Raw genomic sequence first — 21,289 nt, forward strand, 5'->3', positions numbered from 1 at the left:
ATCGGTTGGGTCAAGCTCATTCATTAGGATCTTGTTTCAGGAGGCGTGCCTCCGTTACCTGGATCCCGGTCGTCTGCTGGACCCGGATTCGGGTTCGGAACATCATTCGGGATATCCCCAGGAATGTCCGCCGGTGACTCAGGCGTATCATTCGTGATGTTCTCCGGAACGTCGTTCGGAATTTCTTTCGTTGGCAGATCGGATGCATCATCCTTGCCTTGAATGCGGACACGTACATCACCGATGTTGTCGATAACAGGTGCGCCGCTTTCGGAGGAACCTCCGTCTTCGCCTTCACCATCACGCGGTCCATCTTCCGACAGATATCCTTGCTCGATCAGCTCTCTGATTTGATCAAGTTCCAATGTTTCCTTCTCAAGCAGCGTATTCGCGATGAGATGAACCTCTTTGGAATGCTTGATGAGCAAATCTTTACAACGCTGATAACATTCGTTGGTCATGCGCTGCATTTCCTGATCGATTTCGTATGCGATGGAATCACTGTAATTTTGTTCGTGTCCGAGATCACGGCCCAGGAATACCTGGCCTTGGGACGAACCGAATTGCAGCGGTCCAAGCTTCTCGCTCATACCGTATTCCATAATCATGCTGCGGACGATGCCGGTTGCTTGTTGGAAGTCACTGTAAGCACCGGTACCGATTTCTCCGATAAAGATTTCCTCGGATACACGGCCGCCCAAGAGACCTGTAACTTTATCAAGCAACTCTTGCTTCGTTACGAGCATGCGATCTTCCTTCGGCATCATGATGACGTATCCGCCAGCACGGCCACGAGGAATAATGGTAACTTTGTGTACCATATCGGCATTCTCAAGGAAGTAACCGACAATGGTATGACCTGCTTCGTGATATGCAACGATCCGTTTCTCGCGGTCACTGATCACGCGACTGCGTTTCTCCGTACCTACGATGACACGGTCAATCGCTTCGTCAACCTCACGCATGGAAATGTCCTTGCGGTTACGTCGTGCTGCGAGCAAGGCTGCTTCGTTCATCAGATTCTCCAGCTCGGCGCCGGTAAAGCCTGTTGTACGTTTTGCTACGATATCCAGCTTAACATCCTTCGTAAGCGGCTTGTTGCGGGCATGGACCTTCAGCACCGCTTCGCGGCCTCTCACGTCTGGGCGGTCTACCGTAATTTGACGGTCAAAACGTCCCGGACGCAAAAGCGCAGGGTCGAGAATATCAGCACGGTTCGTTGCTGCTACGATAATAATGCCTTCGTTGCCGCCGAAGCCGTCCATCTCTACGAGCAATTGGTTCAGCGTTTGTTCACGCTCGTCATGGCCACCGCCAAGACCGGCGCCGCGCTGACGGCCAACCGCATCAATTTCGTCAATAAAGATAATACATGGTGCATTTTTCTTGGCGTTCTCAAACAAGTCACGCACACGGGATGCACCGACACCCACGAACATTTCCACAAAGTCAGAACCGGAAATGCTGAAGAAAGGAACGCCGGCTTCACCAGCGACCGCACGGGCGAGGAGTGTTTTACCTGTTCCCGGAGGACCAACGAGCAGTACGCCTTTAGGAATACGGGCGCCTACTGCGGCAAACTTACGTGGATCCTTCAGGAATTCCACGACCTCGACGAGTTCCTGCTTCTCTTCATCGGCTCCAGCCACATCCTCGAATGTGACTCTCTTCTTCTCTTCATTATATAGACGGGCGCGGCTCTTGCCGAAGTTCATGACTTTGCCTCCGCCGCCCTGAGCCTGATTAAACAGGAAGAAGAAGAGAATGAACATAATGACCAAAGGAATCATGGAGGATAGCAGCGTCAGCCAGATGCTTTCGCCTTCCATTTTCTTTTGGGTATATGTCATGCCGTTTTTGTCACTGGCATCCACCAGTTCCTGAATCGCGGCATCTGTAGCCGGAATGTAGGTTGAGAAGCTGTCGGATTTAACCCCGTCCGGTTTTTGATTATATTTACCGGTTACGAGATAGGCGTAACCGTCAAATTGAACCGTGATATCCTTCACATTGCCAGCCTTGATCTCTTGCCGAAATTCATCGTATCTAGGATTGTGAGCAGATTCACCGCTATTGCTTACAAACTGGACAATGCCCACCACAACTAAAAAAAGAATCAAATAAAAACCAGAATTCCGGATGAACCGATTCATCCCCTACCTCCTCTCAAAACACTTTAATTATTTTACCATAGCCTGTCTGACCATCTCAACAGAGGTGGTATTAGCATGAACCAAGGAAATGTCCATGGGCTGGAGTATCACCATTAGTGGGAATAGATTTCCGGTTTCAAGATCCCGATGTAGGGCAGGTTCCGGTAGTGTTCGGCGTAATCCAAACCGTATCCGACAACAAACGCGTCAGGCAGGGTGAATCCTGTATAATCCGCTTCCAGATCCACGGTGCGTCGCACGGGTTTGTCAAACAAGGTGACTACGCACGTCGATTTGGCGTTGCGACTCTTCAGGAGTTCAATCAGATGGCTGAGCGTGAGACCGCTATCGATAATGTCTTCTACGATGAGAACATCGCGGCCGTCCACAGGCACATCCAAGTCCTTGATGATTTTGACGACACCCGATGATTTGGTGGATGCGCCGTAGCTCGACACAGCCATGAAATCGAGTTCCATGGGTACTGTCATATTTTTAACCAAATCAGCCATGAAAATAAACGCACCTTTCAGTACACAAATAACCAAAGGATTGCGTCCTTCATAAACCTTGCTGAGCTGAGCTCCAAGTTCCTTAATTTTCTTCTGAATTTCTTCTTCGCTGATGAGAACTTCTTGAATATCGTTTTGCAACTGAGCGAACCTCCTACGTTTATACTATGAAAGTCTTACAATGACCATTACAGTTGCTCCACTGTCTCTGTATCCTCCAGGCACATGTGGAGAACGTCTGTTGTTTGTGTCCCGACTGCAGCATGCGTGGAGCGCCGGACCCCCGGTATCCAGATCACGTTGCCTGAACCATCCACTAACACAGGAATGCGGGAGCGCACGGATGGAGGTATCTTCGCGTCAATGAAAATATCTTTTACCTTTTTGCTTCCGTTTAATCCCATGACTTTCATGGTATCTCCAGGCAGCCTTGAACGGAGTGTTAATGGAAAAATCAGCTGACCGGCATCAAATACTGCTTCAGCGCAGGCTCCGGTCATGTTGAAAAAGTAACGTTCATGCGGCGTCTGCACCTTCATATTCAACCTCTTGCCAATTTCAGGAATACACAGTTCCGGAACAGCAGTTTGAAGCTCATATGTATAGCTCTTGGACTGCTCTGGCGGCTTTTGCATAAACAATATCATATCGTATTCGCGTATGCAGGCCAAGCCTCCTCCAATATCAAGGCTCCAGGTCGTGCTTTTGTTCTGAGTAATACCTTGGCGAATCAGTTCAATCTTGTGAAAATCGGTGATTTCAATGCCTGCCGACAGATAATTTAATATTAGTTTAATCAACCTTCGTTGTAAAGCGACATGTAAGGCCAAATAAGAAGGCACCTGAAAATAGAGCCTTCCATCCTTATGCTGTACCAAATCATGATATGCATGATCTGCAGCCTGCTCCATGTATTCATCTTCCATACCCGCAATATCGGCCAGTTGAACCAGCGATTGCCTGATCTGACCATTATATTGCCCCAAAAAAGGCAGCACATCCAACCGGATCGCATTTCGGCGGTATTGATTGGAGAGATTGGAGCTGTCTATGGCATATGCATAACCATTCTGCTTACAAAAACTCATGAGGTCCGTTTTGTATATACGTAGGAAGGGACGAATGAGTTCCACATTTTTTTCGTTTCTTTTGATCTTCATGCCCTTAATGCCTCCGAGGCCGCTGCCCCGAAGTAAATGAAGCAGGACCGTCTCGGCTTGATCATCGGCATGATGGGCCAAGGCAATCGATGCCGCACCGTACCGCTGTGCCGTTTCATGCAGGAACGCGTACCTTTTGTCGCGCGCCGCCTCTTCGAAGCCCTTCCCGCTTTCCTTCATATAAGAAGGAATATCCATTCTTGCCACCTCGAACGGAAGCCCCAGTTCCAGAGCCAATCCGCGGACTAGTTCTTCCTCCCTGTCTGACTCCGCCCGAAGGCCGTGGTGGACATGTGCGCAGATCAGTCGCAGAGGAGTGTAGCGTTTGGAGATTTGATGGAGAACATGCAAAAGAGCCACAGAATCCGGTCCGCCGGATACTGCGACTATGATGGTATCATGAGGTAACCACAAGCCATGCTCCCCAGCCGTATGAAGAACATGTTCCATCAGCATATTCAAGTTAGCCCTGCTTTCCATACGAAATCCCCTCTTCTACAGCACGCCTTTATGTAGTGATCCTCTGTTGCTCTCATCTTCTGTTATCTTTCCAAACTTCAACAAACCGCCTACAAGAAAAAAGCCCATAGACAAGCAAGACACGCAATCATGATGGAAAGTGCAAATGCATTAATCAGCCACCGTGGCGTCTTGCCAGGCAGCCTGCCCACTAATGCCGGCGTGTAAATCGTTTCTTTCCACAGCTTCAGAGCTTCCTGAGAACTAGGAAATTCCCCGCGAATCGCTCGTCGCAACCATTCCGAGTAAGGCTTCAATCTTGTACTTCGCTGAACCATGGAGAGCAATTGTACCGGACTTCGGGTCTGTGGCAAATGCTGCGCGGAAGCTGTTTTCAGTTCCTCCTCATGGAGAAGCTGAATGATGAGTACGGCAAAAGCAAACAGGTCATACCCCTCATCGCTAATGCGGGAGCCTGCATTCCAGTACCCCCGGTCGTACCACTCCGTAAACTGCTTGACGCTCCGGCCGATGGAGCTTACGCCGCCATAGTCAATCAGTTCCACATGTCCCACATCGGATACCATCACATTTTCCGGTTTCAAATCTCCGAAAATAAAACCCGACCGATGCAGCCCGTTCAGCTTTTCCAGAAGGCGCAGTCCGGTAAGGCCAATCCATTCCGTCCCGCGTTTTCGTATAAAATGATGTAATGAGCTGCCTCGGATATAACGCATAACATAAAACGGTATATCTCCATGTTGCCCTTTAAAATCATCTACTTCCAGCAAATAGGACATGCGCGAACCGTTCTTAGACGAATCCGAGGACTTGCGTTTGGACTGCAACGACATCAGCACATTGATCTCAGACTGGAGATCCAGCGTATCATATCCCATTTTCAGGGCAAAAGAATGGCCCGAGCCTTCCTTTTGCACAAGGTAAACAATCCCGTTGGCACCCTGACCCAGCATGCGCCGGATGACAAAGCGGCCTTTGCGCCATTTTCCTGTAATGACTGTTCCGGCCGGATACGCCGGATTAGACGACGTAGTCACCGAGCATCCCTTCTCCTTCATCGGTATTTCCCCGCCATGGTTGATGTTCATCTAGTGTACCATAACGGAAGAAATCAATCACCCTCATGATGGCAGGCCCCGTCGGCGTAGCCCCCTTCATCTGAAGACGCTGAAAGAGTGACCTCAATGCACCTGCATCGCGCGTCCAATCACTGTCCAGTACAGCATCCTCACCGCTCCGCCGCCCTGGAAAGTGGAATACAGCAAGCTCACTGATTCCCTCCCTCGCCTGAAGACTAAGCATCAAATCCCGTATGGCATCCTCTACCGCGCTGAGCTTCGGTTTCATACTAGCGCTTGCGTCGATTAAAAGGGCTACCTGAAGGGGCGTGGTTTCCGTCATTTCGTCCACGACCTGCACGACCTGCGAACGCTGAGACGGCGGCAGGTCCTCGAGTGCGGTGTTCCCCAAAATTTGCTTTAACTCTTTATTAACCGCCTGATGAATGGTCTGAACCACCGTTTTCCGCGTCATCATCTGCATCGTTTGAGCAAGTTGTCGTGTTCCTACGACCCGGCTTACGCCTCCTCCCGCTTTGGCAATTTCAGCGATTTCCAGACTTCCTAGCTCACCGATCGTTCCGTAGTCTACCACCCCCGCTACATTGACCGTAATTCCCTCCTGAAATGCATGGGCTGCCGCCAGCACCGGGCTTGTCCCAACGTTTGAGCATCCATCTGTTATCAAAAGTATTTGTTTCACGATCTATCATCCTCCCAAAAGTGGCCTTCTCTTGCTTCTATCATTTCCACCTTTGAGAGATTCCAAACCCAACATTTCCTCCCCTCATGCATTTCCCGGGCAATGCCTTACCTATCAGCTTACGGTACGCGGCCGCTCCATTCTTTCCAGACCCGGCACATGAAGTGTCGTCCATTCAGGACGGTAATGCTCCACTTTGCCTACCACAACCGTCATATCGTCGTGAATCATATTTTGCTGATAACGGATCACTTTTTCCAAAAGTATATCGGCGATCTGCTGCGGATCTTCATTGTCGATCTCCTGGATCATCCGCTTCATCCACAGCTCTTTATTGACAGCATGGCCAGGCGCATCATAAATGCCGTCGGTCATCATGATCACGATATCGCCCGCCTGAAGCTTCAGAGTCACAAGATCCACCTCGATATCCTGGATGATGCCAATAGGCAGATTGCTGGCCGATACCGGAATCACCTCCAACCCCCGCCTGATAAAGCTGGGTGTCGAGGCAATCTTCATAAACGTAGTCTCTGCCGTATATTGATCGATCAGCGCCATATCAACCGTGGCGTATACTTCATCCGGAGACCGAAGCATGAGGATCGAGTTCACGGATTTAATGGCCAGCTTCTCATCCATCCCGCTCTGGAGCAGCTGCTCTAGAATAGACAATGCCGAGCTGCTCTCCTGTTGTGCCCTTTCGCCATTGCCCATCCCGTCGCTGAGCGCGACTGCAAAGGTGCCGTTACCGAGCTCCATCATGCTAAAGCTGTCTCCGGACAGCATGTCTCCCCCTTTTGCCGCTCCGGCGATGCCCGTCGTAATCTCAAAGGTCTTGGCTGAACCGAACATCACCGTCGCCAGACCGTCCTTCGAGGAGATGGATGATTCATGAAGCACGGCAATATGCTCATCCAAAATATCGGATAACAGCGGTGCAATAATTTTACGGCACTCATCATAGCCGCGTGTAAAAGCATGAACGATTTCAATTTCCACATGACCGGAATCGAGGCTGATGATTTCGATGCCTTGGATGGAGAGACCAAGCTGCTCAAGCGCCTCGCGGATCTGTTCCTCCTGCCGGTACATGGCTTGTCCTTCCCGCTGAATCTCGCGTGCCAGATCTTCCATCACTTGCGATACGCCGGATAACTGGTCGGCTACCAAATGACGGCTGTCGTATATTTGGCGTTTCCACTGCATATCATGCTGATAGAGGTTGTACTGCTGTTTCATCTCTTGGAGCACTTCTCCCGTTTTTCCACAAATCCGTGCCCATTCTTTGGGAATTTGCTCATCCTTAATCTCCGGGTTATCCTCCACGGCGGTCATCACATCCGTCATATATTTATAGGTCTGATAGAATTTCGCATCCCAGCAGTGGCCCTTCTTAAAGCATGTAGAGCAAGCGCCTTCCGCCACAGCGTTCATAAAGTGTTCCATTTCTCCGTTGCGTTTGCTCACTTCCTCGGTGCCGGCCACCTGCCCGAAACTCTGGGATAGTTGCCGGAACACCTGGGAAAATTGCGTAACACGCTCCGCCGTCAGATCGCGGACTCTCTTGGCATACTCGTGCTGGGATTTGCTGTGATCGTTCGTGCCGGGGACATATTTGGAGATCATCTTAATGACCGATTTAGGCGTCAATAAAAATAACACGATCGCCGCGCAGGACTCCCAGGTAGAGGTCATCACATCCGCCGGTCCGCTGAAGTAGATCGATAAGATGGAGGAACCGAGAAGCATCCCAAGCATGACTGCCCCCTTCCTGCCCTCACGCAGCATACCGGCCAACATGCCGGAAAAGGCCAGTAGGCTCATCTGATAAATAGCGGAAATGTCCGCCAGGCTTAAAATAAGTCCGGTGACGACACCAACGGAAGCACCGAGCGGTGCGCCACCTACCAAAGCGAAGATCAAGATCAAATAACGGGAAAGGATGTGCTCCACAGATAAGGAGTAAATAGTCCAACCCACCGCCCCGGTCATCACAGAGGCCAGCAGGATGATTAAACAGAGAATCTCCTCACTTCGCAACTGATAGTTTTTCTTGCGGTATGTGAATACCGGGATCGCCTGGATAAACACGAGCGTAAGCACGAAGCTGAGTACGGCATCCAGCGAACTCATTAAGATAGAGTACCAAGTAAATGGCGGCCCGGTCATGATCGCAAACAGCTTGACGACGAAAGATGAAACAAAAACCATAAGGGGTGCATACGACAGTTCGGCATGATCGTAGGCGTTTAGGCCCCGGTGAATAAAATAAAAGATAAGGAGTTCAGCCGCAATAATCAGAGGTGCAGGAAAGGGGGCGAAGAGGCTGCCGGCTATGAGAGCAACAGTAACGGGAAGCAAATAGTCGCGACGCATAAAGGCAATGACGGCAAAGTAGGCAATTGCAAATGGCGAGAGCTCGTCCAATATCATGGCTTTCCCCAGCAAAAACGCCATCAGTGTCAGAAGCAACATCCACTTCTTGGCCGCAAACAGCTGAAGCAGGCGCTGAAGCATCGGTATGTTACCCAGCCGTCCCATCCAGCTGGAATCCTCCATCCCTGCATCTCTTTGCAACGTTTTGAGTCCGGGTATGTTTACGTTCAACTTCTCCATGTATTCGGCACCACCATTTCGTAGATTTGATGGTACCCATTATAGAGGCCTTGAAACCAGAAAGTTTGTCATAACAGCGGACTGGCCCAAAAAAATATTCCGACAAAAAAGCCCGTCCTGCGAAAAGTCGGGAATCGGTCCCGTCTTCCTTTAGCCTTGCCTGTTTGAGCGGCCTGCTAACGGACACCTATGGTGAATGCTTACAGGTCCGGCTCCAAGAATCCGCTAGCGATTGCTATAGACAGAGCTGGAAAACCGTTGGATGCTGTCGGTAATTTTTTTCGGAGCGACAAAAAAACCGCAGCAGGCTCAAACCTGCTGCGGTTTATCATATTCAAGTCATCGGCACAAGCCACGCGCATGTATTACATGCGTTTGGCCCCGCGCCCTCCGCGCTTGGATTCCGTTTGTTTCTTGATCGAAGAGATGCGTTCTTCGCTATCCTTCAGGAAACGCGACATTTTATCCTCAAACGAAGTTTTGTTGGCCGCAGGCTTGAATGGGCGCCCGCCACGTTCACGATTGTAGCCTCCACCACCACCGCCGCCAAACCGCTCTCCATTTCCGCCACCGGTACGTTCCGGTCTTGGTCCTCTTGGAGGCCGAGCTTCGGATGCTGGCTTATCAACAGCTTGTTTGATGGAAAGTCCGATCTTGCCGTCCTTGTCGACATTGATCACCTTAACGGTTACAACATCATTGATCTTCAGGTGATCGTTGACATCCTTGACGTAATTATCGGCGATTTCCGAGATGTGAACGAGACCCGTGACACCTCCTGACAGATCCACAAATGCTCCAAAATGCGTTATGCCTGTCACCTTGCCTTCTAACTTGGTGCCCACTTCGATTGCCATAGAATAAAATGATCCTCCCTTAAAAATATACAACAAGATTTGAGTCAAACCTTGGCTGTGGTGATTTGATTATACATAAAGCGCAAACTGAGGTCAACTGAGTAATAACCCAGTTTCCGCGCTGTAATTACGGGCTTGTTTCCTCTGTACGGATGGGGGTTTCCCCCGGTAAATACATTCCGTAATTCTTTCTTGCCAGCTGACCGATGTATTCAGGGTCATTCAGTCTCTTGACTTCGGTCGTCAGTTGATCCTGACTCTGCTTCGTCATTTGCTGCTCCGACGTCTTCTTGGCTAGCTCGGCACTCTTGTCCGCAATTTGCGATTGCTGAGAGATAAGGGTATAGCCCGCCCAACCCAAAAAGATGACCATAAAGGCAGACCAGATCCATATCCGCCTGCGCGCGCCAGCGCTTTTGTCTGACTTGCTTTCCTGTGTCGTTTTAACCGTCTGTCTGCGTGCTTGTTCCTTGGCAGCATACTTCCCCATGGGTCTCCTCCTTTACAGGACGTTACAGCCTTTATTTCTAGGCTCAGCTGGTATACTCCTCTATTCCTTGTTCTTCCGGAACCATTTGTTCCAAAAAAGGACTGCGGAGTTCAGAAGGTTGTCAAGCCACTTCGGCATCCGAAGACGCGAGGTGATCGGCCTGAGCATCCATCTAGCCAGCTTCCAGAAAGGCAGCAGGATTTTCAGTATGACGTGAAAAACAAACATCAACAGGCTGCCCAGCATAACAGCTAGTCCCTTCAGCAGCTTAAGAATCAGCCGAGTCGGCGTCCATACCAAGAGCCTGAAAAGTCGCTTCATCACATCGATAAAATAACGTACCACCTTTATTAACATTACCACAAAACGCTGAGTTGTAACACTTAAGAATAAAAAATATAACCATACTCCCAGAAAGAGTCCGACAAATACATAGAACCGAAGCTGTCCGTAATTGCTGACATACAGCATCCTGAACACAAAAAGGGCGGCTCCACACCAATAAAAGAGGTCCAGAACATGAAGGGTCCATCTCGGAAAATGCAGCTGGCCCGACAGCACCCGGTAGCTGTCATAGGCCAGTCCCATTGCTGCTCCTGAGAACAGCATCCAGAACAGGGTAATCCACTGAATTTGCGGACTCATTTAAAAAGCTTGCCGAGCATTCCCTTATTTTTGCCGTTTGAACCGGGATCCAAGTAAATCAGGGAATGGACCAAGCCTTCAATGGAAAGCAGTCCTTCTTCAAGACTTAAATTTTTGATATGTAAATTTTGTCCCTTAATGGTAAGGTGCCCAAGCTCGGTATGAAGTAGAAATTCCTCACTGTCAAAGCTCTCCACATTATGGACCCCTGTCAGGTTCAGCTGCTTGCGGTTCAGCATATGCAGCTCATGCTGTTTGCTTTTCGCTGGCTCGATCATGGCATGTACCCCTCCTTCTTACCAATAGCTTATGGAGGGGCTATAAGGTTTAGAACCTCGTGATGCGAGAACTTCTGCAGCTATGCCATGACTGAATAATCTCCCGAAAAATAGCATGGCACCCCCCGAAAACCGGAGAGTGCCGTTATATGCTGACTATGAAAGTGCTTATTACCAGTTCAAACCGTTATCTTTTGCAATCGGTTCTTCCTTGACCAAGGAATACAGGCTTGTAGCCTCATCTTTGCGCGTGCTCTCAGCGAGTCGCTCCACCTTCACGGTAACCAGCTTCTGTCCGAATTGTACCGTAATTTCATCACCGATTTTCACGGTGCTACTAGGCTTCGCTTCCCTGCCGTTAATCAGAACCCGGCCTTGATCCGAGACATCCTTGGCTACGGTACGCCGCTTGATCAGCCTGGATACCTTCAGGAATTTATCGACTCGCATCTTATTTTACGGCTTCTTTAAGCTTGTTGCCTGCTTTGAAAGCAGGTACGTTTGCTTCTGGAATGTCGATGGTTTTGCCGGTTTGAGGGTTACGGCCAGTACGTCCGGAACGCTTGCGAGTTTCGAATGTGCCGAAGCCAATCAATTGCACTTTGTCGCCGCTTGCCAAAGCATCGGTGATTTCACCAAGAAAACCGTTAAGAACGGATTCTACGTCTTTTTTGGTCAAGCCGCTTTTAGTCGAAATGTTGTTGATCAGATCTGTCTTGTTCATAAATTATTATCCTCCCAATATACAAAGAAATAAGTATAGGTGCGTCATGAAAGCATGGGCAGCAATCACTTCCGCAAGTAGCTGGGCGTCATTGAATGCATGGTCATGCGATCACTTTCGCAATTTTCATGTGTATGGTTATTCTTGATGCCCTTCCCGAATTCCTGCTTGTTTCCGCCAAAATTTTATCATTTGCGAGGAAATTCTTGTAAGAAACGTCGATCAGCGCACTTTCCCCTGGCGCTGCTTGCGGATGCTAATCCCGGCCTTTATGCAGGTCGAATTCTTATCATACCTGATTTTTGGCCTGTTGCCAAATAGCGTCCATTTCTGCCAGATCACTTTCCTTTACGGTCTTACCCCTGGCTCTCAGCTCATCCTCGATAAAGCGAAACCTGCGAACGAACTTGCGGTTGGTTCTGGAGAGAGCCTCCTCCGGGTCAGCATGAAGGAAGCGGGCAACATTAGAGGCTGCAAAGAGCAGATCTCCAAGCTCCGCCACCTGTTCCTCCGGATCGAAGCCTTTTTCAACAGCCTCTCTCAACTCTGCAAGCTCCTCTTCTATTTTGAGGAAAACTTCGCTGATCCGGTCCCAATCGAAGCCCACCTTGGAAGCCTTCTTCTGCAGCTTGTACGCCTTCATCAGCGCAGGCAAGTCCTTTGGAATCCCATCCAGTGCAGATGCTTGTTCCGGCTCCAGACCTTTGCGGCGTTTCTCTTCCGCCTTCATCTGTTCCCAGTTCTGCAGGGCAGCCTCTGCATCTTCAGCCTTGTTCTGCCCGAATACATGCGGATGCCGGAAAATCAGCTTGTCATTCAGCCCTTGAATGACGTCAAATACGCTAAAGGTGCCGACCTCCTCCTCCATTTGGGAATGCAGCATCACTTGAAGCAGCAGATCCCCGAGTTCTTCCTGCATATGCTCGGGATCATCCTCGTCAATCGTCTCGATAACCTCATAAGTTTCTTCGATCAGATTCTTGCGGATGGATTCATGCGTCTGCTCCTGGTCCCACGGGCAGCCTCCCGGGCTGCGGAGAATTCCGACAATTTCATGAAGACGGGCAAATGTGCGCTGACGCAGCATCTCATCGTCGCTTCGCGGCACATAAATCAGCGACAGGTTGCCGTAGCCCTCCACACGATCGAGCTCGTATAAGGGTACCTGCAAAATCTGCTCTTGTCCTTCCACGCCAAGCGCATGCCCGACGGTGACCGTATAATCATCTGGATAAAGCTCCATCAGCGCGAGTTTCACCTCGGAAGCCGTAAACATGTCGTACACCTGGCCGATTACCATATGCAGCTGCGGCTGGAGAAGGCTCGGGCTCAGTCCGCTCGCGTCCAGCAGCTGGAAACCTTCAATGGGATCAAATCCAAGACGGATAAATGCCTCGTCAAGGAAGGATTCTCCGCCCAGAATGCTAAGTTCAATACCTTGGTCCGGGCAGCGTTCCCGCAGAATCTGCACCGTTGACTCGGCAACCATCGGGTGGCCTGGAACGGCATATACGATTACCGATCCTTGTTCTCCTGAAGCTGCTTTCTCCAGCAGGATATCCGCAATCGCCGCATATACCTCTGGAAATGAATCCCGGGCTTCGTAGATATGATCGAAGGATTGCATGCCAATTTTCAGTTCGTCCAGTACCGACATCACCGGATGATCTTTAGTCCGAACGTATACCTCTGAAGCCTGCTGTAATGCTTTGACGATACCCATGGTCAGGCGGTCCGGATTTCCGGACCCCAGGCCGACTATTGTTATGGATGCACTCATCCCTCATTCCCCCGCTCTATACATCATTCTTCCGGTAATTAGTAGCAGCTATACTATATCATGGTTGCGTAGACCCACAAAAATAATTTGCGCTTTGCTATGCAAAAAGGCGCAGCTTGCGCAGCAGCACGGCGAGCGGAGCGCCGATCTTCGGCAGCATCCGCAACTCCTGCTCGCTGAGCAGGCGGGTTCGAGCGGCGCCGGCCAGGAACACGGCGCCCCCTGTAGCGGCCCCAGCTAAGCTGGCCGCCGCTGCCGTCAGGCGGGCGTGCAGCCCAATCGCGGACAGCAGCGCGTCCGCAGCGAGCATGGCGGCGCCCGCCGCCAGGGCCATGCCGGCGAGAATGGCTGCCGGCTTGCCGATCGTACCGGTGCTGATGCGCAGGCCGGTACGACGGGACAGCAGCGCGATATTGAGCGCTGCTGCCAGGAAATGCGCGGCTACGCTGGCGATGGCCGCGCCGGTAATGCCCAGCTGCGGAACCAGCAGCAGGTTGAGCAGCGTCTTCACCGCCGCTGCGGCCAAGAGATGCACCGCCGGTGCCTTCACGATGCCGATGCCCTGCAGCAGGGCGGCAGAAATAATGCTGAGCGCGCTTCCGACGGCTGTAAAAGCAATCCAGCGGATGACGCTGGTGCCGGTCTCATCCTGATATAGCGCGATGTTGATCGGCATGGCTAGCACAGCAATCCCTATGGAGGCGGCCATGCCGACCAGCCAGAACCAACGCAGAGAGAGACGGCAGCGGTTAGCAACGAGCTGCTTGTCCCCTTGGACCCTTGCTTCAGCCAGCGCCGGAATAAACAGAACGGATAACGAGGTAGCCAGCATCGTAATAAGCTGTACTACCGGCATGCCTCGGTTATAAATGCCAAACTGTATCATAGCTCCAGCGTCCCCTGCTCCGCCTGACTTAAGCAAACGCGGCATGGTAAAGGTGTCTGCAAGGTTCACCAGCGATATCGCAAGAGCGCCCAGGCACACGGGCACTGCATACTTCAGCATGCTCCCAAGCAAACTGAGGCTCTGTTGGCGGTCCTTCCGTTCATTTCCCGCCGAGGACATGTCTCCTGCAGCCATATGCCTGCCTTTACGATAGCTGCGCCAATACCCTCCCATCACAGCCAGCCCTGCGGCACCTCCAGCAGCAGACCCGAAGAGGGCTCCAGCCGCGATATGTTCCGCGGACGCTCCAACCGATGTTAGATAAATAAGCAGCACGATCATGACAGCCACCCTGACGCTCTGTTCCGTAATTTGGGAGACCGCGGTTGGCATCATGTCCTGGTAACCCTGAAAAAAACCCCGGAGGCCCGACATCAGCGGAACGAACAGCAAGGCAATCGCCGATGCCTTAAGCGCCGGCACTACGCTCGCATTACCGATGATCGTCCCGATCAGGGGTGCGCCCAAATAGATAGCCGCTCCGAACAGAATGCCGGAACATGTCATGACCACAGATGCGATCCGGATGATCTGCCTGCTCCGCTCACGTCCGCCCAAAGCTGCATCTTCCGCAACAAACTTGGAGATTGCTGCCGGAAATCCGATCAGAGCGACCGTAATCATTAAGGTGTAAAATGGATAAACCGTATTATAAATGCCAAAAACGACATCGCCGCCCATATTTTGCAGCGGTATTTTTTGCAGTGTTCCAATCAGCTTGGAGAGCACCATCGCTATGCTCAGCACGAGTGCTCCTTGCAGTATTTTCGAGGATGTACCCTCTTCCCTCATCCTGGCTCCCTACTTCTTCCCAATGTATTCGAAAACCGTCTCACGGCGTATTTCCTCAGCCGGCCAGACAACCATCAATTCTTATTATAACTGGGAAAGCGAACACAAAAAACTCCCGCTTCTTCTGTCAGGCCGAATCTGTGGCCTTCGAAGCGGGAGTTTATCGGGATTACTGTTCCATTTGTTTGCCGAGAAATGCGGCGGCTGTTTCAGACATTTTGATTTCGAGCTGAGACATTTTAACCGAATCGTCTTTACTGAGCAGGATTACGGTTCCAATAGGGTCCCCGCCGGAAATGATTGGCGCCACTACAAAAGACGACAGCGTTTCCTGGTGATCCTTGCTGATTTCATAATTGCCGCCGTTCGTTTCCAGCAGCGTCTTACGGTTGTCCATGCAGCTTTCGATCGGTGCGCCGATTTGCTTCTCCAGATACTCCTTCTTGGAGCCCCCGGCTACAGCAATAAACGTGTCACGGTCGGAAATGATGGTCGTGTGTCCCGTACCTTCGTACAGCGATTCAGCATATTCCTTAGCGAAATCTCCAAGCTCTCCGATTGGGGAGTACTTTTTCAGAATCACCTCACCGTCACGGTCTACAAAAATTTCAAGCGGATCTCCTTCACGGATTCGCAGTGTTCTTCTAATTTCTTTAGGGATGACCACTCTACCCAGGTCATCAATACGACGGACTATTCCAGTAGCTTTCATTGACATGTTGCCCCGCTTTCTCGAGAAGATTTTTCAACTACTGTTCGGATGGGAAGAGGAGTGTCCCAGGAAATATAAGTGTGATATCTGACCATAGTATTCATCCTTTCCCAATTCCTTATACATGATCTTGGAATGAATAGTTGCGGTCAAATTGCGCATTTGTACGGAAAGGGCCAAACTTGCGCAGCATAATAAAAACGCGGATTTCTCCGCGTTTTTATTTCAGGATTATTCCGTTTCGGATTCTGTATAACCGGTGTTCACCCCAAGCTTATTCATTCAATATATAGATTAAAATAAGCTTTCAAGGCCGCATAACCTACCTGGTATAGTGCATTATTTTCCGGTTGTATCTTCAGTTTTGCTGGTGTCTCCTTGATCCGAACCTTCTGATTTGGAACCATTCGTCCCCGTGCTTCCCGCAGGCGCTTCGGTCGATTTAGGCAGATCAATTTTTTGAATGATATTTTTCAACTCGTTCTGCATGAAGTTGTCAATTTTGGCAGCGCCTAAGGTTTGCTTGATAATATCCTTCTGCTCTGCAGTCAGCTTGTCATACGACGTTTCCTTGCGAGAGTCCACCCTCACGATGTGATACCCGAGAGTCGATTCAAACGGCTCGCTGATTTTACTCAACGGAAGGGTCAGTACTTGCTCCTTGAATTCGTTAACGCTCGTTTGTCCCAAGGTGAAATTTTCGTACAATCCGCCGTTTTCTTTAGTCGCGCTGTCATCAGAATATTTCTTGGCCAACTCAGCGAAATCTCCCCCCTGATCCAGTTGGGATTTCACTTCTTTGGCGACCTTAAGTGCCTCTTCCTTGGTGCGTTCCTTTTTATCGCCATACTGCAGCCCAATCAGAATATGATGAAGCGATGCAACGGTATAATCCTGCTTGGTAGCCTCGAATTTGTTCTTAATCTCCTCTTCCGTTACCTTGCTGGTCATATCCGACATCGACGTCATAGCTTGTACCAAGTACTGCTTGAGATCGTCTTCGTTCAGTTTTTCGGCTTCCAGAGCCTGTTTAAATTGCTTTTCTCCCATTTTCTGCTTGTTTTGATCCAGAACCTGAGTAGCCTGCTTTTCGCCTTCCTTCTTCGCAGCATCGCTCGCTTTATTGCTTAAGTATTCAAAAGCAATCTTTTGCTTGACGATATAATCCTGAAAATCACTCATATTGATAAGCTGGGCGTAATCCGGTGACATGAATGCCACGATTCCCTTTTGCGTTTCAAGTTCCTTTTCGGTAATTTCCCCGCCTTTATAGGTTGCCACGACTTTGCTTGTATCGCTTTTGTCTGCCGACTTACTCTTTTCGCAAGCAGCCAGCATGGATACGGACATGGCCGCAATGACCATGAGAGCGATGCCCTTCCATGCTCTTTTGTTATTGAACAACATCCTGAAGTTCCTCCTTCGATTTAAACAGCTCGCGAATTGCCTTCAGAAATTGTTCCAGCAATGTGAGCAGCTGCCCTTCGTCGAGCCCCTTACCCTTAATGCGTATTGACATATGAGACTCCTGCTCAAATTGTACACGTCTTTCGAATTTATTACCAACTTGGGCGAGCTTCGATGTGCTGACCTTCTTCTCCTGGCCTTCATAGAACTTCAGCAGAAGATCGTCCCCGCGACGGGTGATGGAGTCGATACCATACATTTTGCCGTATATTTTCAATCGGGCTACCGCGAGCAGGTTAATTACCGCTTCAGGCAGCTCCCCGAAACGGTCAAGCAGCTCATCCTCCAGCTCTCGTTCATCGCTGAACGTACCCACCACGGCAACTTTCTTGTAGATTTCAATTTTCTGTATGCTGTCGTAGATGTAATCCGCAGGCAAATAAGCATCGATGCCGATATCGATCGTGGTATTCCATGCCTTCGAAGGCTCTTCCTTCTCTCCGAGCATAGACACCTTACGTTTCTTGATCTCTTCCGCCAGCATTTGCGAGTACAGATCAAACCCGACAGAAGCAATGAATCCGTGCTGCTCCGCACCGAGAAGATTTCCCGCCCCCCGGATGGACAAGTCGCGCATGGCGATTTTAAACCCGGAACCGAGTTCCGTGAACTCCTTGATCGACTGCAGCCGTTTTTCGGCGACTTCGGTCAACACTTTATCCCGCTGGTATGTGAAATAAGCATAAGCAATCCGGTTGGATCGCCCCACACGCCCGCGAAGCTGGTAAAGCTGGGACAAGCCCATTTTATCTGCATCATGCACGATCAGCGTATTCACGTTGGGAATATCCACACCGGTCTCAATTATGCTCGTGCTGACAAGCACGTCGTATTCACCGTCCAGAAAATCCAGAATCGTTTTTTCGAGCTCCGATTCGGACATTTGGCCATGGCCGACTCCCACTTTGGCGTCTGGCACAAGGGCTGTGATTTGGCTCGCCATTTCCTGAATGCCCTGTACCCGGTTATATAGATAGTACACCTGGCCTCCACGCGCAAGCTCCCGTTCAATCGCTTCGCGAACGAGGGTTTGGCTGTATTCAACGACATAAGTCTGCACAGGAAAGCGATTCTCCGGCGGCGTTTCGATAACCGACAAATCACGCACGCCTAGCATCGACATATGCAGCGTCCGGGGGATTGGCGTCGCCGTAAGGGTCAGTACGTCCACGTTCGTCTTCAACCTTTTCAGTTTCTCCTTGTGGGTAACGCCAAAACGCTGCTCCTCGTCCACAATTAGCAGACCCAGGTCTTTAAAGATCAAGTCTTGGGACAAGAGGCGGTGCGTACCGATAACGATGTCCACGGTTCCCTGGCGGATGCCTTTAATCGTCTCATTTTGCTCCTTCCGTGAACGGAAACGGCTGAGTACCTGAATGTTAATCGGATAACCGGAAAAACGTTCGCGGAACGTCTCGTAATGCTGCTGCGCCAAAATCGTTGTCGGTACCAGCACTGCAACCTGCTTGCCCTCCATCGCCGACTTGAAAGCTGCACGGATCGCGACCTCGGTCTTGCCGTAGCCAACGTCTCCACATAGCAGTCGATCCATCGGGCGATTCTGTTCCATATCATTTTTGATTTCTTCTATGGCCCGCAGCTGATCGCGCGTTTCATCATAAGGGAACATTTCCTCGAATTCGCGCTGCTCGGCAGTATCCTTTTCAAAACCAAAGCCCGTTGTGGACTGGCGCTCCGCATACAGCTTGATCAGATCATCGGCGATATCCTGTACAGAGGAACGAACCTTGCTTTTTACCTTATTCCACTCATTGCCGCCCAGCTTATATACTTTAGGCTCCTTGTCTTCGGAACCTACGTATTTCTGAATCAGGTCAATCTGTTCGATCGGTACCGACAGCTTATCGCCGCCGGCATATAGAATATGCATGTAGTCCTTATGAATGCCGTTAATCTCAAGCGTGCCAATGCCCATATATTTACCGATGCCGTGGTTCTGGTGAACGACATAGTCCCCGACCTTCAGCTCGGTATAACTCTTAATGCGTTCAGCATTATCCATGTTCTTGCCCAGCTTGCGAATCTTGCGCTGCTTCTGCGAGAACATTTCACCCTCGGTAATGACCGCCAGATGAATGGAAGGCATCTCAAATCCGGTCTGCAGATTGCCCTGGAGCATGATTGGCTCGTCGATATTATAGTCCTGAAGCACCCGGCGCATCCGGTCAAGCCGTTCATCACCGCTGGCCAGCATAATCACCTTGACTCCAGATTTATGCCAGCGCTCCATTTCTGATTTGAGCACATTCATTTGACCATGGAAATCCTGCATCCCCCGGCTGATAAAATTCAAAATGTTCTGCGGCTGGGTATGTGGCACCTGACGCAGGAAAATAGACATGAAAATCGTCTGGAACGGACGATGGTAGAGCACCGTTTCATTTTCCACGGATAAATGCAGCTGCGGTAACGTTTTACCGTTCTGAAGCAGATGCAGATTCCACTCCGATTCATCGCGCTCCAGCTGCCTAGCGGTCTCCAGCAGACGAGCAGGCTCATCCAAAATGAGTACCGTGTCCTTCGGCATGTAATCATACAGCGTTTTGCGCTCCGGATAGAGTAAAGAGATATATTTATAAATTTCAGGGAAATAGACATGCTCACGCAGGAGCTCCATTTCCCGGTTCATTTCTTCGGTTAGACGCAGTTTAGCCTGACGGTCGGTCATTTTGCCGAGCTGTTCTTCCAGCAAATGTCCCGCAGCCTCTGCGGCCTGCACCAGCCGATGCTGATCGGCGATGATTTCCTTGCAAGGCGTAATAGTCACTTCTTTGACTTTATCAATGGAACGTTGATCGGCCGGATCGAAGGTGCGAATCGAGTCTACTTCATCGTCAAATAGCTCGACCCGGAATGCGAGCTGAGAGGTCATCGGATAGAAATCGATAATGCCTCCTCGAAGACTCATCTCACCCTTGCTTTCCACACGCTCCACCCGTTCATAACCCATTTCAATCATACGGGACATGAACGTATCTACTACCAGCGTTCCACCGTCTTCGATGCGAATCCGGGCGTTTCCCATCACTTCAGGAGAAGGAAGGAACCGCCGAACACCGGAAAAAGGCGCGACAACAACACCTGAAAATCCCTGTGCGCATCTCATCAACACGTCAATTCTTTGAGCCAGGGTTTCAGGGCTGGATACGGCGGACTCAGCGGCTACCAGCTCATTGGCCGGATACAGCAAAACCCGATCCGGTGTAAGCGCTTCCTGTAAATCCTCAGCGATTTTTTGGGCGGAAAACATATTATGGGTTACGATCAGCATCGGACGCTTAACTTCTTCAAATAGCGCCGCAAGCATCATCTGGCGTGCAGAACCCGACAAGCCGGATACCAGCTGTTCTTTCATTCCGGCCTTTACGCCGGCCATCACGGACTGCAAATCCGGATCTTTGGAAAACGCTTCTATAAGTGCTTGTAACAAAAGGGGCACCTCTCTCATGCTTACTTTTAGGATATTCTCATTCTATTCGCCGGGTATCCCGAAAGATTTTACCATAAAATGGTTCGGGTTGCGATTCTTTCTGTACTCTCTATTGAAGGGCGCCAAAAGGAATACCGAAAAGAAGCCTCAGCAACTGCTAAGGCCCCAAAATTGACGGGTATCCCACCATCTTAACGCATTATTGAAGCGGACTTGTCACGAGACTCAGCTCCGGATGTTGCTCCAGTGCCTCTCTGCAGTAATCGCAAATCACTTTGACTGTGATATCTCCGCTTAAATCATACGCTATTATATCTCTACGTTCCGCAGGGGTCAAGGAATGGAACCCTAGCTGCGCATCAGTCACCTGGGCGGAATCAATGCTTCCTAGCGGCGTGCGGCAGTGCCGGCAGATATAATTTATAGCCATCTATATGCCTCCTGAAGGTGATTTATACCCTC

At 50.3% G+C, this 21,289-nt stretch carries 18 protein-coding genes; all 18 read right to left on the bottom strand.

Translation table 11 applies throughout. The annotated features are described in order from the left end of the window. Nucleotides 1-23 precede the first annotated feature (23 nt). The gene (ftsH, locus tag GRF59_RS28745) at nucleotides 24-2,153 is read right to left on the bottom strand and encodes an ATP-dependent zinc metalloprotease FtsH (RefSeq protein WP_160501134.1); all 2,130 of its coding nucleotides are present in this window, start codon (nucleotides 2,151-2,153) and stop codon (nucleotides 24-26) included. Nucleotides 2,154-2,266: 113 nt separating this feature from the next. Continuing rightward, entirely contained in the window at nucleotides 2,267-2,806 is a 540-nt protein-coding gene (gene hpt / locus GRF59_RS28750) for a hypoxanthine phosphoribosyltransferase (RefSeq protein ID WP_136607575.1), read from the bottom strand. 47 nt (nucleotides 2,807-2,853) lie between these two features. Next, nucleotides 2,854-4,281, bottom strand: a complete 1,428-nt coding sequence (tilS, locus tag GRF59_RS28755) for a tRNA lysidine(34) synthetase TilS (protein ID WP_423802990.1) — start codon at nucleotides 4,279-4,281, stop codon at nucleotides 2,854-2,856. 113 nt (nucleotides 4,282-4,394) lie between these two features. Beyond that, nucleotides 4,395-5,342, bottom strand: a complete 948-nt coding sequence (locus GRF59_RS28760) for a protein kinase domain-containing protein (RefSeq protein WP_160501136.1) — start codon at nucleotides 5,340-5,342, stop codon at nucleotides 4,395-4,397. Then, entirely contained in the window at nucleotides 5,326-6,066 is a 741-nt protein-coding gene (locus tag GRF59_RS28765; protein WP_160501137.1) for a vWA domain-containing protein, read from the bottom strand. Before GRF59_RS28765 ends, GRF59_RS28760 begins: the two co-directional genes overlap by 17 nt. Before the next feature lie 114 nt (nucleotides 6,067-6,180). Beyond that, nucleotides 6,181-8,685, bottom strand: a complete 2,505-nt coding sequence (spoIIE, locus tag GRF59_RS28770) for a stage II sporulation protein E (RefSeq protein WP_160501138.1) — start codon at nucleotides 8,683-8,685, stop codon at nucleotides 6,181-6,183. Between the two features lie 365 nt (nucleotides 8,686-9,050). After that, on the bottom strand, nucleotides 9,051-9,542 hold the full coding sequence (locus GRF59_RS28775; protein ID WP_160501139.1) for a S1 domain-containing RNA-binding protein: 492 nt from the start codon (nucleotides 9,540-9,542) through the stop codon (nucleotides 9,051-9,053). A gap of 127 nt (nucleotides 9,543-9,669) precedes the next feature. Then, nucleotides 9,670-10,032: an FtsB family cell division protein gene (locus GRF59_RS28780; protein ID WP_160501140.1), complete on the bottom strand. Its 363-nt coding sequence runs from the start codon at nucleotides 10,030-10,032 to the stop codon at nucleotides 9,670-9,672. Nucleotides 10,033-10,092: 60 nt separating this feature from the next. Further along, nucleotides 10,093-10,677, bottom strand: a complete 585-nt coding sequence (gene yabQ, locus GRF59_RS28785; RefSeq protein ID WP_160501141.1) for a spore cortex biosynthesis protein YabQ — start codon at nucleotides 10,675-10,677, stop codon at nucleotides 10,093-10,095. Then, nucleotides 10,674-10,955 (bottom strand): sporulation protein YabP, encoded by a 282-nt coding sequence (gene yabP, locus GRF59_RS28790; RefSeq protein ID WP_160501142.1) that lies wholly within the window; start codon nucleotides 10,953-10,955, stop codon nucleotides 10,674-10,676. Before yabP ends, yabQ begins: the two co-directional genes overlap by 4 nt. Before the next feature lie 171 nt (nucleotides 10,956-11,126). After that, a complete protein-coding gene (locus GRF59_RS28795; protein WP_127606651.1) occupies nucleotides 11,127-11,405 on the bottom strand; it encodes an RNA-binding S4 domain-containing protein in 279 nt (92 codons plus the stop codon). A 1-nt stretch (nucleotide 11,406) separates the two neighbouring features. Further along, nucleotides 11,407-11,679 carry an HU family DNA-binding protein gene (locus GRF59_RS28800; protein WP_160501143.1) on the bottom strand — a complete coding sequence of 91 codons (273 nt, stop codon included), beginning with the start codon at nucleotides 11,677-11,679 and terminating at the stop codon, nucleotides 11,407-11,409. Between the two features lie 289 nt (nucleotides 11,680-11,968). Then, nucleotides 11,969-13,459 carry a bifunctional methyltransferase/pyrophosphohydrolase YabN gene (gene yabN, locus GRF59_RS28805; RefSeq protein ID WP_160501144.1) on the bottom strand — a complete coding sequence of 497 codons (1,491 nt, stop codon included), beginning with the start codon at nucleotides 13,457-13,459 and terminating at the stop codon, nucleotides 11,969-11,971. Between the two features lie 97 nt (nucleotides 13,460-13,556). After that, nucleotides 13,557-15,197, bottom strand: coding sequence for a putative polysaccharide biosynthesis protein (locus tag GRF59_RS28810; RefSeq protein WP_160501145.1), 1,641 nt, complete (start codon nucleotides 15,195-15,197; stop codon nucleotides 13,557-13,559). 169 nt (nucleotides 15,198-15,366) lie between these two features. Beyond that, nucleotides 15,367-15,909 carry a stage V sporulation protein T gene (spoVT, locus tag GRF59_RS28815; protein ID WP_160501169.1) on the bottom strand — a complete coding sequence of 181 codons (543 nt, stop codon included), beginning with the start codon at nucleotides 15,907-15,909 and terminating at the stop codon, nucleotides 15,367-15,369. Nucleotides 15,910-16,248: 339 nt separating this feature from the next. After that, a complete protein-coding gene (locus tag GRF59_RS28820) occupies nucleotides 16,249-17,316 on the bottom strand; it encodes a peptidylprolyl isomerase (RefSeq protein WP_160501146.1) in 1,068 nt (355 codons plus the stop codon). Further along, entirely contained in the window at nucleotides 17,303-20,827 is a 3,525-nt protein-coding gene (gene mfd / locus GRF59_RS28825; RefSeq protein ID WP_160501147.1) for a transcription-repair coupling factor, read from the bottom strand. The genes GRF59_RS28820 and mfd overlap by 14 nt, the downstream gene beginning before the upstream one ends. Nucleotides 20,828-21,026: 199 nt before the next feature. Further along, nucleotides 21,027-21,257 (bottom strand): anti-sigma-F factor Fin, encoded by a 231-nt coding sequence (gene fin, locus GRF59_RS28830; RefSeq protein ID WP_160501148.1) that lies wholly within the window; start codon nucleotides 21,255-21,257, stop codon nucleotides 21,027-21,029. Nucleotides 21,258-21,289 lie beyond the last annotated feature (32 nt).

Origin of the sequence: Paenibacillus dendrobii (assembly GCF_009807035.1) — a bacterium.
Lineage (GTDB): Bacteria > Bacillota > Bacilli > Paenibacillales > Paenibacillaceae > Paenibacillus_AQ > Paenibacillus_AQ dendrobii.

Bases quoted from the DNA above. Each gene is read 5' to 3' on its own strand.
- yabN (WP_160501144.1), bottom strand. From the start codon at position 13,459: ATGAGTGCATCCATAACAATAGTCGGCCTGGGGTCCGGAAATCCGGAC.
- GRF59_RS28820 (WP_160501146.1), bottom strand. From the start codon at position 17,316: ATGTTGTTCAATAACAAAAGAGCATGGAAGGGCATCGCTCTCATGGTC.
- GRF59_RS28800 (WP_160501143.1), bottom strand. From the start codon at position 11,679: ATGAACAAGACAGATCTGATCAACAACATTTCGACTAAAAGCGGCTTG.
- spoVT (WP_160501169.1), bottom strand. From the start codon at position 15,909: ATGAAAGCTACTGGAATAGTCCGTCGTATTGATGACCTGGGTAGAGTG.
- yabP (WP_160501142.1), bottom strand. From the start codon at position 10,955: ATGATCGAGCCAGCGAAAAGCAAACAGCATGAGCTGCATATGCTGAAC.
- yabQ (WP_160501141.1), bottom strand. From the start codon at position 10,677: ATGAGTCCGCAAATTCAGTGGATTACCCTGTTCTGGATGCTGTTCTCA.
- fin (WP_160501148.1), bottom strand. From the start codon at position 21,257: ATGGCTATAAATTATATCTGCCGGCACTGCCGCACGCCGCTAGGAAGC.
- GRF59_RS28780 (WP_160501140.1), bottom strand. From the start codon at position 10,032: ATGGGGAAGTATGCTGCCAAGGAACAAGCACGCAGACAGACGGTTAAA.
- GRF59_RS28795 (WP_127606651.1), bottom strand. From the start codon at position 11,405: ATGCGAGTCGATAAATTCCTGAAGGTATCCAGGCTGATCAAGCGGCGT.
- ftsH (WP_160501134.1), bottom strand. From the start codon at position 2,153: ATGAATCGGTTCATCCGGAATTCTGGTTTTTATTTGATTCTTTTTTTA.
- GRF59_RS28810 (WP_160501145.1), bottom strand. From the start codon at position 15,197: ATGAGGGAAGAGGGTACATCCTCGAAAATACTGCAAGGAGCACTCGTG.
- tilS (WP_423802990.1), bottom strand. From the start codon at position 4,281: ATGCTGATGGAACATGTTCTTCATACGGCTGGGGAGCATGGCTTGTGG.
- GRF59_RS28775 (WP_160501139.1), bottom strand. From the start codon at position 9,542: ATGGCAATCGAAGTGGGCACCAAGTTAGAAGGCAAGGTGACAGGCATA.
- spoIIE (WP_160501138.1), bottom strand. From the start codon at position 8,685: ATGGAGAAGTTGAACGTAAACATACCCGGACTCAAAACGTTGCAAAGA.